Consider the following 14,629-nt stretch of genomic DNA (forward strand, 5'->3'; position numbering starts at 1 on the left):
TCAGCGCCGGTCGGCACCTTGTGGGCAACACCGACTCACAGGGGGCAACACCATGAAGAACGTCCTGATCTCCGGCGCCAGCATCGGCGGACCCGCGCTCGCGTACTGGCTGCGCCGCTACGGCTTCACCGTCACCGTGGTGGAGCGGGCGCGCGGTCTGCGGCCCGGCGGCCAGGCGATCGACGTGCGCGGCCCGGCGCTGGAGGTCATCGAGCGGATGGGGCTCGGCGACCAACTGAAGTCGTTCGACACCAACATGCGCGGCATGAACATGGTCGACGCCGAGGGCAACGAGCTGTTCCGCTCCACCACGCACACCCTCAGCGGCGGCGACCTGGAGAGCCCCGACGTCGAGCTCCTGCGCGACGACCTCGCGAACATGCTGTTCGACGCGGTCGACGGCGTGGAGTACCTGTTCGACGACACGATCACCTCGATCGACGGCACCCGCGTCACGTTCGAGAAGGCCGCGCCCCGCGACTTCGACGTCATCGTCGGCGCCGACGGCCTGCACTCCAACGTCCGCCGGCTCGCGTTCGGCCCGGAATCGGAGTTCATCAGCCACCTCGGCATGAACCTGGCCGTCTTCACCGCGCCGAACTTCCTGAACCTCGACCACTGGCAGACCTTCCAGCAGGGCGACGTCGTAGGCGGCGGCATCATGAGCGCCCGCTCGAACGCGGAATGCCGTGTCTACATGGGTTTCAACGGCGAGGTCTCGTTCGACTACCGCGACGTCGACGCACAACGGGCGTTGCTCGCCGAGAAGTTCGCCGACGCCGGCTGGGCGTGGCCGACCGCGCTGAAGCACATGTGGGAGGCGCCAGACTTCCACTTCGACTCGATGAGCCAGATCCGGATGGACTCCTGGTCGCGCGGCAACGTCGTGCTGCTGGGTGACGCCGGCTACTGCGGTTCGCCGTTGTCCGGTCAGGGCACCAGCATGGCGTTGGTGGGCGCTTACGTGCTCGCCGGCGAACTCCGCGACGATCCTTCCACGGCTTTCCAGCGCTACGAGGAGATCCTGCGGCCGTACGTGACGGCCAACCAGGACATGGCGCTGCGCAACCAGGAGCGGGGCGGCGCACCGGGCGACGACTTCGCCGAGGTGGTGAACAGCCTCAGTCTTCCCAGCTACTGATACATGTCCTGGATCGCGGCGGTGAGATCGTCCTCCGGAAGCACCCTGCCGGTGAAGCGGGTGACCGCCGTGATCCCCTTCGCGTTGGTGTGCCGCCAGTCGTCGAAGTCGAGTCCGTCGAGTGCGGCGGCGACCTCCGGGTCGTCGCCGAAGTCGGCTTCCTCCCACGGTTCCTCGGACGAGATCAGCTGCCCGTCGCGGGCGAACGACAGCCGCCTGACGGCGTTGACGTTCCAGAAGAGGCTGGCCGCCTTTCCGTTGCGGGACAAGCGTTCCAGCACTTCTCGTTGGGAGCCGACGTAGTTGTTGCACTCCACCACCACGGTTCCGCCGTCGATCTCCACGGCGATGGAGTCCTCTTCGAAGTCGTCGACCACGTCGTCGACGTCGAGACCGTTGACGACGGTGACGGTCGCTGCCTCACCGAGCAGCGCGGGCAGCCACCGCAGCCCGGCCTCCGGCGGGATCCTGACCTCGGGGGCGGGTTCACCGCGCAGGAGATGGCCGACGCGATCCGTCTTCTTGCGCACCAACGGTTCTGAGTGGGGCTCCGGCCAGATCAACAGCTCGTAGCGTTCCTCGTCGTCCCCGTCCCGTCCACGTGCGTGCACCCGGACGCGGAACTCGCCCGGCCACGGCGGCATTCCGCCATGACCGAGCCGAGCGTCACCCTCCTCGGCCGTGAAGCTCGTCTCGGCCACCTCGTCCCAGTGCCCGATCTCCTCCTCACCGGGGACGTCGAGCACCACCCGGACGGACACCGGCACCGTGCCTTCCTCTATCCCGGTGCGCACCGCGAACCCGGTGCTGATCGCTGCCACGAGTCCGGTGGCCCCGAAGTCCGCATTGTCGAGACTCGGCTGTTCCACGAACACGAACTCGTGGCCGAACACCGGAACGTTCGTCGGCCAGGACGAGCCGATGTACTCGGCCCTCCGCTTCTCCAGCACCGCCTGCTCGTACGCGGGAGGCTTCGGGATCGACGGCAACAGCAGCGCGGTCACGCCGATCGCGACACCGATGATCCCCACCGGGTCGGTCGCGGTCGGCGTGCCGATCGCCCGCAGCACCGCCGCCGACACCGCCACGGCCAGTGCGAGATGCGCTGCGCCGTGCTTGGCGATGATCGAGGCCTCGTCTCCGCTCACCTCACCGAGGTCGAGCAGCCCCGCCATCGACCGCACGTGTTCGGTGACCAGTTCGGTCGCGCCGCGGTGGACCGCCGTGATCATGGAGACCGGTGTCTTGAGCGCGCTCTGGTCGTTGGACGAGATGAGCGAGAAGAGGCTGCCGTCCGGGAGCGGCTGCAGGCCGGCCACCACCGTCGCCGGCGCCGTCAGCGTCAGCCCGGCCACGCCCAGCTCCAGCGCGCCGAGCAACCGCTCCGCGGTCAGCCTCGCGAAGTCGTCGAGCGCTCGCTGGACGGGCGTGCCGTAGTCGGGGCGACCGGTCCACTGGCGCGGTTCGTACCTGCCCAGTTCGGCGGCTGGAGCGGCCGGGATGAGCGCCTCGATCGACGGTACCGCGGCCATGATCATGTTTTCGAATTCCCCCACACCGCGATTGTGCCGGTGGATGGCCCAGCTCACAGCCATTTGACTCGGATTGATCCCTCCCGCACGATCCTGGGTTGACAACAGCATCCGCACGCCGCGGGGGAAGCCGGTGAAATTCCGGCACTGACCCGCAACGGTGATAGTCCGACTGCCCGTGGCGCGCGGTAGCTCCACCAACCCCGTCGAGGACCGCGGGGCAGGGAGGCGTAGTGAGACGGACATCCGTGCTGGTCGCGATCATCGCGGCCGTGCTCGTGGCGACACCGCAGGCGCAGGCCACTGAAGACACCGCGGCCGCGCCTTCTGCCGGTACGTGGCTGACCGGCCAGTTCATCGGCGGCGACCACCTGCTCAAGGGCCCTGATCTCGTCGATCCCGGGCTGACCGCGGACGGCGTGTACGCGCTGGCGGCGGCCGGGGTCGGCAAGTCCACCGCCACCAAGGCCGCTGCCTGGCTGGCTCAGCCCGAGCAGCTGGCGTTCCTGGTCGGAGACGGTGAGGCCGAGTCGTACGTCGGTGGCCTGGTGAAGCTGGCGCTGGTGGCGCAGACGCTCGGCACCGATCCGCACAAGTTCGCGGGCGTCGACCTGCTGAAGCGGCTTTCGGTGCTGCAGGAGGAGTCGGGCCGGTACCGCGACAAGACCGATCCCGAGTGGGACCAGACCAACGCGTTCACGCAGGCGTTGGCGATCATCGTGCTGAAGCGCGCTGCTCTGCCGTTCGACAAGGGGCTGGCGTACCAGGTTTCCACGCAGTGCCCGGACGGCGGGTTCCCGATCGCGTTCGGGCAGCCGACGTGCAAGTCCGATGTGGACGGAACGGCGATGGTGCTGCAGGCACTGCTGGCCGTGGGTGAGAAGTCCGCGTCACCGAAGGCGTTGGCCTGGCTCGTGGCGCAGCAGAAGGCGGACGGCGGGTTCCCGTCGGCGACGGCAGGGTCGAACTCCAACAGCACCGGACTCGCGGTCGGCGCACTGGTCGCCGGTGGCCGGGCAGAGTCGGCGGACAAGGCCGTGGCGTACCTGAAGTCGCTGCAGGTCGGATGTGCCGGACCGGAGGCGCAACGCGGTGCGGTCGCCTACGACAGCGCGGGTTTCGAGCTGTACCCGGCGGTGCGCGCGACCACCCAGGCGATGCTCGGCCTGGCTCGGGTGAGCCTCGCCGACGTCTCGGCGTCGTCGGCTTCCGCTGGTGTGCCGGCGATCGACTGCACGACCATTCCTTCTCCTTCGCCAACTCCGTCGCCCACCGTGCCCGCTCCTGCCGGCCCCAAGGCTCCGGCCGATCCGCCGCTCGCCGTCACGGGTCCCGACAACGCCGTGCCGCTGACCCTGTTCGGTTCCTTCGCGGTGCTCGCCGGTGCCGTCCTGCTCGTCGTTTCACGTCGTCGGAAGGTTGGTGCCTGATGCGCCGCATGCTTGCCGTCCTCGCCCTGCTCGCGAGCACGTTCGTGGTCACGTCTCCCGCCGCCTCCGCCGTTCCCTGCGCGGGTGTGAAGGTGGTGGTGGACTTCGCCGCGCTGGGCGGCGGCGTCCAGACCGGATGCACCACGACCGACCCGGCCACCGGCCTCCAGGCGCTGACCGACGCGAGCTTCACGTACTCGTTCGTGCCGCGTCAGCCCGGTTTCGTGTGCCGGATCAACCTGCTGCCGAACCCGTGCACCGCGCCCACGACCAGCGCGTACTGGTCGTACTGGCACGCCACGCCCGGCGGCACCTGGACCTACAGCACCTCGGGCGCCGGCAGCTACAACCCGGAGCCGGGCACCGTCGAGGGCTGGGCGTTCGGCGCGGGCGTCGCCCCGGCAGCCACTCCGTGAAAAGGCTTTTCGTCGCGCTGGCACTGGTAGCCGCGTTCGTACCGGTGCCGGCGCACGCGGCGGGCTGTGACGGCGTGACGGTCGTCGTGGACTATCGCGGTCTCGGGGGAGGCGTGCAACAGGGTTGTGCGTCGGGTAGTCCGTCGTCGGGGGTGGCGGCGCTGACGGCGGCCGGGTTCGGCTACACCTACGCATCCCGGCAGCAGGGTTTTGTCTGCCGCATCAACGGAAAGCCCGGCGCGGACGCGGACAAGTGCGTCAACACCTCGCCCGCCACGGCCTACTGGTCGTACTGGCACGCGCCCGCCGGTGGTTCCTGGACGTACAGCAACCAGGGCGCGGCGACCTACGTGCCGGCCCGTGGAACCGTTGAGGGCTGGGCGTTCGGTGCGGGAGAACAGCCCGGCATCGCACCGCCCGCTGCTCCGGCACCTCAGCCTCAGCCGCCCGCGCCGCAACCGCCGCCGGTGGGGCAACCTCCGGCCCAGCAACCGCCTGCGGTGACAACAACTACCACTGCACCGCCCAGTTCTTCGGCAGCTGCAACGTCGTCTTCGGTGGCGGCTCCTTCTTCGACACCTTCATCGGCCGTGTCGTCGTCGGTGGCGGCGGGGGAGATGTCGGCGGCTGTGGAGGAGAAGGCGCAGCAGGCGGAAGAGAAGTCCGGATCCGGCTGGTTGTGGACCGCGATCGGTGTGTTGCTGATCGCGGCACTCGTCGTGGCAGGGCTGGTGGTCGCACGCCGTCGGCGTGGTGCGGAAGCCGAGTGAGGCTCCACTCCGGCGCGTGGTGGCTCTGGGCCCTGGGCCTCGCCACCGCCGCCAGCCGCACCACCAACCCGCTGATGCTGGGCCTGATCCTCGCCGTGGCGGGCGTGGTCGTGGTGACCTGCCGGGCGAACACGCCGTGGGCAGGAACCTACGGCGTGTTCCTGAAGTTCGGCCTGCTGGTCATCGGTCTGCGCGTGGTCCTGCACATGTTCCTCGGCGGGATCGCGGGCCCGACCGTGCTCTTCACCCTGCCCCAGATCCCGCTCCCGGACTGGGCCCAGGGCATCAGGATCGGCGGCCCGGTCTCCGCGGAAGGCCTGGTTTTCGCGCTGTACCAGGGTTTGCTGCTCGCGACGATCCTCAGCTGTGTCGGTGCCGCCAACGCCCTCGCGAATCCCAAACGCCTGCTGCGCTCACTTCCCGCCGCGTTGTACGAGGTGAGCGTGGCCGTGGTGGTGGCGCTGACCGTTGCCCCACAACTGGTCGCGTCCGCACGGTCGGTGCGCAGGGCTCGTCAGCTCCGCGGCGACACGGCACGTGGTGCGAAGGCGATCCGCACGATGTTGGTGCCGGTGCTGGAAGACGCCCTCGAACGGTCGTTGGTGCTGGCGGCCTCCATGGATTCCCGCGGCTATGGCCGCACGGCCGGCATCTCACGCCGGGACCGAGCGCTCACCGGGACGTTGGTGCTGGCCGGGCTGTTCGGGTTCTGCATCGGCATGTACGGGCTGCTCGCCGACGCCTACTCCGGCTGGCCGTTGCTCGCGCTCGGTGGTGTGCTGGCGATCGCGGGCCTGAAGGTCGGCGCGCGCCGGGTGCCGCGCACGCGTTACCGGCCGGATCGGTGGACGGCCAGGGCCGTTGGGGTGGCGTTGAGCGGAGCGGTGGGGGCGGTGGCGCTGGTGTTCTCGTCGGATCCGGCGTTGTCGCCGTCGACGGTTCCGTTGCAGGCGCCGGAACTGCCGCTGGTACCGGCATTGGCCGTGCTGCTGGCGCTGGTGCCGGTGGCGATCGTGAGGGAAGCATGATCAGGTTCGAGGACGTCACGATCACCTACGCCGACCAGCCGGTGCTGTCGGACCTTTCGGTGGAGATCCCCGAGGGCGAACTGTGCCTGGTCGTCGGCCGCACCGGTTCGGGCAAGTCGACGTTCCTGCGCGCGATCAACGGCCTGGTGCCGCACTTCAGCGGCGGCACTCTCGCCGGACGCGTGCTGGTGGACGGCCGTGACACCTCGCGGTTCCCGCCCCGCGAGCTGGCGGACGTGGTCGGATTCGTCGGCCAGGACCCGATGGCGGGCTTCGTCGCGGACAACGTCGAGGACGAGCTCGCGTACTCGATGGAGTCGCTGGGCCTGCCCGGTGACGTCATGCGCAAGCGCGTCGAGGAGACCCTGGACCTGCTGGGCCTCGCCTCGCTGCGGAACCGTCCACTCGCGACTCTGAGCGGCGGTCAGCAACAGCGGGTCGCGATCGGCGCGGCCCTCACCGCCCATCCGCGGATCCTCGTCCTGGACGAACCCACGTCGGCACTGGACCCAGGAGCGGCCGAGGACGTTCTCGCTGCGGTGCAACGACTTGTGCACGACCTCGGGATGACCGTGGTGATCGCCGAGCACCGCCTGGAACGCGTCGCCCAGTACGCGGACCGGGCCCTCCTGCTGCCACAGGGCGAGATCGGCGACGTCGGTGAGGTGCTCGCCGCCGCACCGGTCGCCCCGCCGGTGATCCGGCTCGCCCAGCTCGCCGGGTGGTCGCCGGTACCGGTGTCGGTCCGAGACGCACGCCGAGTCGCCGCACCACTGCGCGCACGGCTCCCCGAACCCGCGCCCGAGACGGTCGACATCGCCAAGCCCGTGCTCGAAGCACGAGACGTCGTCGTGAAGTACGGCGATGTGCATGCCGTGCAAGGGGTTTCGCTCACCATCGGCGCCGGCGAACGCGTCGCGCTCATGGGCCGCAACGGTTCGGGCAAGTCGTCGCTGCTCTGGGCGGTGCAGGGGAGTGGCAAACGCACGTCCGGCACCGTCGCGGCCGGCGGCACCGATCCGAAGACGCTGAAGCCCGCCCAACGACGCCGAACCGTGGCGCTGGTGCCCCAGCAGCCGTCCGACCTGCTCTACCTGGAGACGGTCGCGGAGGAGTGCGCCCAGGCCGACAGCGAGACCGGCCAACCAGCGGGAACGTGCCGGAAGTTGCTGGACGGCTTGGCTTCCGTGCCGCAGGACGTCCACCCGCGCGACCTGTCCGAAGGCCAACGGCTGGCGCTCGTGCTCGCAGTGATGCTGACCGGTGCCCCGGACGTGCTGCTGCTCGACGAACCGACGCGCGGCCTCGACTACCCGGCGAAGGAAGCACTCGCCAGGGTTCTCAAAGACCTCGGCAGCGCCATCGTGCTGGCCACGCACGACGTCGAGTTCGTCGCCGAGTACGCGACGCGGGTGATCGTCATGGCCGAAGGCGAAGTGGTCGCGGACGGCCCGGCGCGCGAGGTCGTCACCTCGTCACCGATCTTCGCGCCGCAGGTCAGCAAGATCCTCGGGCCGTGGCTCACGGTCGCCGACGTCGAGGCAGCCCTGTGATCGCGATCAAGAGCCGGTCCGCGGTCGCCCTGCTGGTGTCCGGCGTGATCGGCCTGGCCGCGTTCACCTGGCCGCTGTTCGTCGCGCCGTCCAGCGACATCGCGCACGGCGGTGACGCGCCGTGGACGTTCGCGCTGCTGCTGCCGTTGGTGCTGGCCGTCGTGCTGGCCGAGCTGAGCGACAAGGGCATGGACTCCAAGGCGATCGCGATGCTCGGCGTGCTGTCCGCGCTGGGAGCCGCGATCAGGCCGCTGGGCGCCGGCACCGCGGGCATCGAGACGATCTTCTTCCTGATGGTGCTGAGCGGCAGGGTGTTCGGCCCGGGATTCGGTTTCGTGCTGGGCAACACCACGCTGTTCGCCTCGGCGCTGCTGACCGGCGGCGTCGGCCCGTGGCTGCCGTACCAGATGTTCGGCGCGGCCTGGGTCGCTCTCGGGGCGGGCCTCCTCCCGCAGTGGCGCGGCAAGGCCGAGATCGCGCTGCTGGCGGGGTACGGCGTGATCAGCTCGCTGCTGTTCGGGTTCCTGCTGAACCTGTCGTTCTGGCCGTTCGCGGTCGGCGAGGGCACGTCGGTGAGCTTCGACCCGGACGCGTCCGCGGGCGCGAACCTGGTGCGGCTGGCGGCCTTCACGCTCGCCACCTCGCTCGGCTGGGACCTCGGGCGGGCCGTCACCACCGCGGTGCTCGTGGTGGTGACGGGACCCGTGCTGCTCCGGACGCTGCGGCGGGCGTCCAGGAAGGCCGCGTTCCGGCCGGCTCAGTCGTCCACCTGAACCTCGCCCGTCGCCCTGCACTCGCCCTTGACGGTCGAGTGGTAGACGAAGCGCGTGGCCTCGCGGAACGTGAGCCGATAGGTCTGGCCGGGGCGCTTCAGACCGCTGTCAGGGCCGCTGAGGTACCGGCAGGGCTGCGGCGGGGTGAGGCCCTTGCGAACGCGTCCCAGGCCGGGGCCGCGGAACACCCACTTCACCGTGTCACCGGTCTTGATCGAGACGACCTCGGGCCTGAACTCGTCACCGACGAGCTCGACGACGTGCGTCTTGCCTGGTGCGGCAACCGATGCCGGCGCCATGACCGCGGCGAGTGCCAGTGCGAGTGGGAGAACGAGCAGTGCGCGCATGTGCCTCTCCAACGTCGAACGGGAGCGGCGGACGTCCATGATCCCAAGAAACATCGGAGGTGTCCAATAATTGGCTCAGACCATTGACGGCAAAAGGGATGTTTGAGCAGGCTGAGGACAGGGTCGCCGCCCCCGCCCCATGAGGAGGAGCCGTGAGAACTCGCGTTCTCGCCGCGGTCATCGCTGTCACCGCAGCGCTGTCCGTGAGCGCGCAGTCGCAAGCCGCGGAGCCGTTGCAGAGCCTGGTCCCCGTCCCGGTCTCAGTGCAGGCCAGAAGTGGTGTCACGCACACGCTGACGGCCGCCACGAAGATCTACACCGCCCCTGCCGCGCGCGACGTCGGCACCTTCCTCGCCGGAGTCCTGCGGCCCTCGACCGGCTACGCGCTGCCGGTGTCCGATGCGGCGGGAACCCCGGCGGACGGCATCTCGTTGCTGCTCTCGGGCGCGCCGGGCACGGTCGGCCAGCAGGGTTACCAGCTGGACGTCGCCTCCAGCGCCGTCGTGGTGCGCGCCAACACATCGGAGGGCTTGTTCGCGGGCGTGCAGACGCTCCGTCAGCTGCTGCCTGCGGCGGTGGAGAGCGCGACCACGCAACCCGGTCCGTGGACCGTGCCGGGTGCACTGATCGTCGACCACCCGCGGTTCTCCTACCGCGGCGCGATGCTCGACGTGGCCCGCCACTTCCACCCGGTCTCCACGGTCAAGCGGTACATCGACCAGCTGGCGCTCTACAAAATCAACTACTTCCACCTGCACCTGAGTGACGACCAGGGCTGGCGGATCGTGATCGACAGCTGGCCGCGGCTCGCGACGTACGGCGGCAGCACCCAGGTCGGCGGTGGCCCCGGCGGTTACTACACGAAGGCGCAGTACAGCGAGATCGTGCAGTACGCGGCGTCGCGCAAGATCACGGTGATCCCCGAGATCGACATGCCGGGCCACACCAACGCCGCGCAGGCCTCGTACGCGGAACTGAACTGCAACGGTCAGGCCCCGCCGCTGCGCACGGACATCGAGGTCGGCTACTCCTCGCTGTGCGTGAACAAGGACATCACCTACCAGTTCGTCGACGACGTGGTGCGCGAGATCGCGGCGCTGACGCCCGGCCCGTACTTCCACATCGGCGGGGACGAGGCGCACGCGACCTCCGACGCCGACTACCAGGCGTTCATGAACCGCGCTCTGCCGATCGTGAAGAAGTACGGCAAGACCGTGCTCGGCTGGCACGAGTTCGTGAAGACCACGACCGACACCACCGCCATCCCGCAGTACTGGGGCACCACGACGTCCAACGCCACGGTGCAGGCAGCGGCGGCGCGCGGCAACAAGGTCATCATGTCGCCCGCGAACAAGGCGTATCTGGACATGAAGTACAACTCCAGCACGCCGCTGGGCCTGTCGTGGGCGGGCCTGATCGAGGTGCAGACCGCCTACGAGTGGAATCCCGGCACGCACCTCAGCGGTGTCCCGGAGTCCGCGGTCCACGGCGTCGAAGCTCCACTGTGGACCGAAACGCTGGTGACCGGGCGGGACATCGAGTTCATGGCGTTCCCGCGGCTCGGGGCGATCGCCGAACTGGCCTGGTCGCCGTGGTCCACGCACAACTGGGACCAGTTCAAGGTGCGCCTGGGCAACCAGGGTCCGCGCTGGACGACCATGGGCATCAACTTCTACAAGTCCACGCAGGTCCCGTGGGACACCGGCGGTCCGCCGCCCGGCCCCTGCGCGCAGCCGGCGTGGGAGCGCGACAAGGTCTACACCGGCGGCAACGTGGTCTCGCACAACGGCCGCAAGTGGACCGCGCAGTGGTGGACGCGGGGCGAGGAGCCCGGCACCACCGGCCAGTGGGGCGTCTGGCGGGACGGCGGCGTCTGCTGAGTTCTGATTGATCCAGTGCGGGCGAGTACCGCTCGCCCGCACTGGGTACCAGAGTGTCGTGGATGCCCGAGTTGCCGTATTTGCGCCGTCCCCTCAGTTGACCGTCACCGTCGAGGACCTCAACGGTGAGCCCGACGTGCACCTGCACGCGGGCGGCCAGGGTTTCTGGCAGTCGAGAATGATCGCCGCACTGGGCGTTGAAGCCGTGGTGTGCGCGACGTTCGGCGGTGAGACAGGCCGTGTGCTCCGTACGTTGCTAGAGGGCGAGCACGTCGACCTGCGTGCGCAAGACGTCGCCGCGCGCAACAGCGCGTACGTGCACGACCGCCGTGACGGCGACCGTTCCGAAATGGTCGAGATGCCGCCGGACGCGTTGTCCCGGCACGAGCTGGACGACCTCTACGAGTCGGCGCTGGTCGAAGGCATTCGCGCGGGCACGGCCGTGTTGAGCGGGCCGTCCGACGATCGCGTGCTGCCCCACGAGACGTACTACCGCCTGACCAAGGACCTGACCAGCAACGACTGCCGCGTGATCGTCGATCTGTCCGGCGACCGGCTCGCTGAAGCGGTGCGCGGCGGTCCGCACGTCGTGAAGGTGTCGCACGAGGAACTGGGCGAGGAAGACGTGCCCAAACTCGTGAAGAAGGCCCGGGAGATCGCTTCTTCGTGCGTGCACGGCGTTGTCGTGTCACGTGCCGACGAACCGGCGTTGGCCCTGCTCAACGACCAGTTGTACTTCGTGCGGATGCCTCAGTTGCAACCCGTCGACACGCGCGGCGCGGGCGACTCCATGACCGCCGGGATTTCGGCGGGCCTCGCGCTGGGTATGTCGTTGGAGGACGCGGTGAAGCTCGGCGCGGCCGCCGGTGCGGTCAACGTGACGCGGCACGGCCTCGGCAGTGGCGGGGGAGAAGCGGTGCGCGAGCTGAGCAAACGCGTGGAACTGGAGCCGATCGAGGAATGAGCGGATGCGCGCGCTGATCACCAACGACGACGGAATCGACTCGCCCGGCCTCACGACCCTGGCCTCCGCCGCCCTCGACTGCGGCCTCGAAGTGGTCGTGGCGGCGCCCTCCTCCCAGGCCAGCGGCACGAGCGCGTCGGTCGCAGCTCTCGGCGACAGCGGCCGGGTGCTCAGCGAACGCCGGACGCTGCCCGATCTCGACGTGGAGGCTTATGCGGTAGCCGCACATCCGGGCCTGATCTCGCTGATCGCCTGCCGCGGTGGCTTCGGCGGCAAGCCCGACGTGGTGCTGTCCGGCGTGAACCTCGGCGCGAACGTCGGCCGCGCGATCCTGCACTCCGGCACCGTCGGCGCCGCTCTGACCGCGCACCTCAACGACGTCACGTCGCTCGCGGTGTCGCTCGACGTGGGATTGGACGGGCCCGAACCGTTGTGGGACAAGGCGGGCGAAGTGGTGCGGGTCGTGCTGCCGATGCTGCTCGAGATGCCCGCGGCGTCGATCATCTCGCTGAACGTGCCCAACATCGTTGACGTGCAAGGACTTCGCTGGGCCGAGCTGGCGCGGTTCGGCGCCGTGCAGAGCCGCGTGGACGACGTGGGCGACAACGAGGTCGAACTGGTCCACGTCTACGCCGAGGAATCGCTCGTGCCGGGCACCGACACGGCCCTGCTGGCCGACGGTTTCGCGACCCTGACCGCGCTGCGCTCGGTGGACCGCGACGTCAGTTCGGAGTGCGCTTTGCCGGCCTGGCCAGCGTGATCACCAGCCCGATCAACGCCGTTCGCACCTCGAGAAAGCTCTCGGTGGTCACGTCGTTGAGCGAGAACGCCAGCGTCCCGAACGAAAGCAGCAACAACAGCCCGTACATCCGCGCCAGGTCGTGCCGCCACGCCATCGCGACACCCAGCGCCCCGACCCCGATCTGGATCACGTGGTAGTTCGGGTCCAATCCGAACACGTCGAACCAGCCGAACGCGAGCTGCAACGCCCCCGCTGTCAGGGTGAGTATCTGCGGCCTCGTGAACTGCAGTTCGTCGCTCAACAAGGCCATAGGTCTCTACCCTTCGGATCGCCGCCAGACCGCGTCGTACTTCGCTTGTCGTTCGCGGTCCTGCGCGGCGTTTCGCTCCCGGCGCCCCTGAGTCGCCGACCCTCGTGGGTACCCATATTTCGTGAGCCGGTAATCCACACTTTCAGGTGCGTAGGACAACGCGAAGTACAGTCCTACAACGAAACCGAGCCCACCGCACGCAATTGCCAACGGCCACGGCGAGCCGAGCCCGTACACCAGCGCCAGCGCGATGGCCGTGACCAGCGGCGTGACCTGCACCAAGCTCCTGATCGTGAAGCGCACCAACCACTTCGGACCGGTCACGTCCTCGTAGACGAACTCGCGGTACTCCTGCGGCAGCCTGCCGCCCGCGTAGTACCAGGCCTTCAGCGCGGGGTTCATCTCGTGGCCTTGGCGATCACCTTGTGCAGCACGACGTTGAGCTGCGCGAGCTCCTCGAACGACATGTCCAGCTGCTCCACGACCTTGAAGGGGATCTTCAGCGCCTCTTTTCTGAGCTCCTGGCCGGTTTCGGTCAGGGTCAGGGCCAGCGCGCGCTCGTCGGCCTTGTCGCGCTGACGCTGGACGTAACCGATCGACTCGAGGCGCTTGAGCAGCGGGCTGAGCGTGCCGGGGTCGAGCTGCAGCGCGTTGCTCAGGTCCTTGACGGTGCGCGGGGACCGTTCCCAGAGGGCCAGCATCACCAGGTACTGCGGGTGGGTGAGGTTGAGCGGCTCCAGGATCGGGCGGTACACCGCGATCACCGTCCGGCTGGCCACGGCGAGGGCGAAACAGACCTGCCGTTCCAGCTCGAGCGGGTTCTCCGGAATGCTTGGTGTACTAATCATTTGTGTACACGGTAACTCGTGGCCGTGCTGAGGTCCACTTCGTGTGGCGCACTGCTCAGGGTTACTTCAGGGCCTCGGCGAGCACCTCGGCCACGACGGCGGCGCCGGCCCTGGTCATCACGGTGCCGCCGTGGTCGACCTCGTTGATCAGCACGGGCTCGTGCAGCACCGGGAGTTCGGCGCGGAAGGCCTGCGCCTGCTCGACCGTGTAGGCGGGCGGGGAGTCCGGGCCGGTGCTCCACTCGGCGTGCACGAACCACGTCGGCATGGTCAGTTCGCGCCACCGCGACTCGCCGAAGACGACATCGGTGGCGTCGGCGATCAGGGTGTCGGCGGACAGCCTCAGGTGGCCGTCGTCGGTCAGGTCGTGGGCGAAGTAGTCGCGGATCAGCGGGTCGGTGGCGTCGATCAGCGGGTTCACCATCGCTTGGACGGCGAGGTAGTCGTCGGCGGTCCAGGTGCGTTCGCGGGCGGCCAGCTGCGGGGCGAAGGCGGCCGAGAGCGTTTCCTGGGTGAGTTGGGCGTGCGCGGGCATGGGGAAGCCGCCGTCCACGAGCACGAGCGCGCGCACTCGGTCTGGGTGGCGCACGGCAAGTTCGACGGCCACGTACGCGCCCATGGACATGCCGCACACCGTGACGGAGGCGAGGTCCAACGCGTCGAGCACGGGGAGCATGTCGTCGGCGTGCTGCTTGATGGTGGCGCCGGGGAGGGTGGCGCTGTCGCCGCGGCCGCGCAGGTCGGGGGTGATGAGCGAGAAGTTGTGGGCGGCTACCCAGTTCCACAGTTTGCGGCTGCCGCTGACGCCGTGGATGGCCAGCACTGGTGCGGTGTCGCCGTCGTGTGTTTCAACGGCTAGTTGGCCGCCGTCTACTGGAACGAGCATGCGGACTCC

At 69.1% G+C, this 14,629-nt stretch carries 16 protein-coding genes and 1 riboswitch; of the genes, 10 read left to right on the top strand and 6 right to left on the bottom strand.

What is annotated here, in order from left to right:
- Window positions 1-52 precede the first annotated feature (52 nt).
- Window positions 53-1,141 (top strand): FAD-dependent monooxygenase, encoded by a 1,089-nt coding sequence (locus ACWGE0_RS10795; protein ID WP_452260678.1) that lies wholly within the window; start codon window positions 53-55, stop codon window positions 1,139-1,141.
- Here ACWGE0_RS10795 and ACWGE0_RS10800 read toward each other — a convergent pair.
- A complete protein-coding gene (locus ACWGE0_RS10800; protein WP_452260679.1) occupies window positions 1,135-2,697 on the bottom strand; it encodes a DUF6461 domain-containing protein in 1,563 nt (520 codons plus the stop codon). The two genes, ACWGE0_RS10795 and ACWGE0_RS10800, sit on opposite strands and share 7 nt — an antisense overlap.
- 90 nt (window positions 2,698-2,787) lie before the next feature.
- Window positions 2,788-2,859, top strand: a riboswitch (adenosylcobalamin-variant (AdoCbl-variant) riboswitch).
- Window positions 2,860-2,906: 47 nt separating this feature from the next.
- On the opposite strand from ACWGE0_RS10800, the gene ACWGE0_RS10805 reads away from it, so the two are divergent.
- The 6 genes from ACWGE0_RS10805 to ACWGE0_RS10830 are packed head-to-tail and all read left to right on the top strand — an operon-like array spanning window position 2,907 to window position 8,643.
- On the top strand, window positions 2,907-4,103 hold the full coding sequence (locus ACWGE0_RS10805; protein WP_452260680.1) for an LPXTG cell wall anchor domain-containing protein: 1,197 nt from the start codon (window positions 2,907-2,909) through the stop codon (window positions 4,101-4,103).
- Window positions 4,103-4,519, top strand: coding sequence for a hypothetical protein (locus tag ACWGE0_RS10810; protein ID WP_452260681.1), 417 nt, complete (start codon window positions 4,103-4,105; stop codon window positions 4,517-4,519). The genes ACWGE0_RS10805 and ACWGE0_RS10810 overlap by 1 nt, the downstream gene beginning before the upstream one ends.
- Window positions 4,516-5,289, top strand: coding sequence for a hypothetical protein (locus tag ACWGE0_RS10815; RefSeq protein ID WP_452260682.1), 774 nt, complete (start codon window positions 4,516-4,518; stop codon window positions 5,287-5,289). The genes ACWGE0_RS10810 and ACWGE0_RS10815 overlap by 4 nt, the downstream gene beginning before the upstream one ends.
- Window positions 5,286-6,317 carry a CbiQ family ECF transporter T component gene (locus ACWGE0_RS10820; RefSeq protein WP_452260683.1) on the top strand — a complete coding sequence of 344 codons (1,032 nt, stop codon included), beginning with the start codon at window positions 5,286-5,288 and terminating at the stop codon, window positions 6,315-6,317. The genes ACWGE0_RS10815 and ACWGE0_RS10820 overlap by 4 nt, the downstream gene beginning before the upstream one ends.
- Window positions 6,314-7,870: an ABC transporter ATP-binding protein gene (locus ACWGE0_RS10825; RefSeq protein WP_452260684.1), complete on the top strand. Its 1,557-nt coding sequence runs from the start codon at window positions 6,314-6,316 to the stop codon at window positions 7,868-7,870. The genes ACWGE0_RS10820 and ACWGE0_RS10825 overlap by 4 nt, the downstream gene beginning before the upstream one ends.
- On the top strand, window positions 7,867-8,643 hold the full coding sequence (locus tag ACWGE0_RS10830; protein WP_452260685.1) for an ECF transporter S component: 777 nt from the start codon (window positions 7,867-7,869) through the stop codon (window positions 8,641-8,643). The genes ACWGE0_RS10825 and ACWGE0_RS10830 overlap by 4 nt, the downstream gene beginning before the upstream one ends.
- On the opposite strand, the gene ACWGE0_RS10835 is transcribed toward ACWGE0_RS10830, so the two are convergent.
- Window positions 8,628-8,990: a cupredoxin domain-containing protein gene (locus ACWGE0_RS10835; RefSeq protein WP_452260686.1), complete on the bottom strand. Its 363-nt coding sequence runs from the start codon at window positions 8,988-8,990 to the stop codon at window positions 8,628-8,630. The two genes, ACWGE0_RS10830 and ACWGE0_RS10835, sit on opposite strands and share 16 nt — an antisense overlap.
- Before the next feature lie 179 nt (window positions 8,991-9,169).
- Between ACWGE0_RS10835 and ACWGE0_RS10840 the strand changes: the two genes are divergently transcribed.
- The 3 genes from ACWGE0_RS10840 (at window position 9,170) to surE (ending at window position 12,594) form a co-directional block, all read left to right on the top strand.
- Window positions 9,170-10,870, top strand: coding sequence for a family 20 glycosylhydrolase (locus ACWGE0_RS10840; RefSeq protein WP_452260842.1), 1,701 nt, complete (start codon window positions 9,170-9,172; stop codon window positions 10,868-10,870).
- A 97-nt stretch (window positions 10,871-10,967) separates the two neighbouring features.
- Entirely contained in the window at window positions 10,968-11,834 is an 867-nt protein-coding gene (locus tag ACWGE0_RS10845; RefSeq protein WP_452260687.1) for a 1-phosphofructokinase family hexose kinase, read from the top strand.
- Window positions 11,835-11,838: 4 nt separating this feature from the next.
- Window positions 11,839-12,594 (top strand): 5'/3'-nucleotidase SurE, encoded by a 756-nt coding sequence (gene surE, locus ACWGE0_RS10850; RefSeq protein ID WP_452260688.1) that lies wholly within the window; start codon window positions 11,839-11,841, stop codon window positions 12,592-12,594.
- On the opposite strand, the gene ACWGE0_RS10855 is transcribed toward surE, so the two are convergent.
- The 4 genes from ACWGE0_RS10855 to ACWGE0_RS10870 form a co-directional block, all read right to left on the bottom strand.
- Window positions 12,557-12,886, bottom strand: coding sequence for a hypothetical protein (locus tag ACWGE0_RS10855; protein ID WP_452260689.1), 330 nt, complete (start codon window positions 12,884-12,886; stop codon window positions 12,557-12,559). The genes surE and ACWGE0_RS10855 overlap by 38 nt on opposite strands.
- A 6-nt stretch (window positions 12,887-12,892) precedes the next feature.
- Window positions 12,893-13,288, bottom strand: a complete 396-nt coding sequence (locus ACWGE0_RS10860) for a DUF5313 family protein (protein ID WP_452260690.1) — start codon at window positions 13,286-13,288, stop codon at window positions 12,893-12,895.
- Window positions 13,285-13,734 (bottom strand): MarR family winged helix-turn-helix transcriptional regulator, encoded by a 450-nt coding sequence (locus tag ACWGE0_RS10865; protein WP_452260691.1) that lies wholly within the window; start codon window positions 13,732-13,734, stop codon window positions 13,285-13,287. The genes ACWGE0_RS10860 and ACWGE0_RS10865 overlap by 4 nt, the downstream gene beginning before the upstream one ends.
- Window positions 13,735-13,795: 61 nt before the next feature.
- The gene (locus ACWGE0_RS10870) at window positions 13,796-14,620 is read right to left on the bottom strand and encodes an alpha/beta fold hydrolase (protein ID WP_452260692.1); all 825 of its coding nucleotides are present in this window, start codon (window positions 14,618-14,620) and stop codon (window positions 13,796-13,798) included.
- Window positions 14,621-14,629: the final 9 nt, after the last annotated feature.

Source organism: Lentzea sp. NPDC054927 (assembly GCF_053610285.1).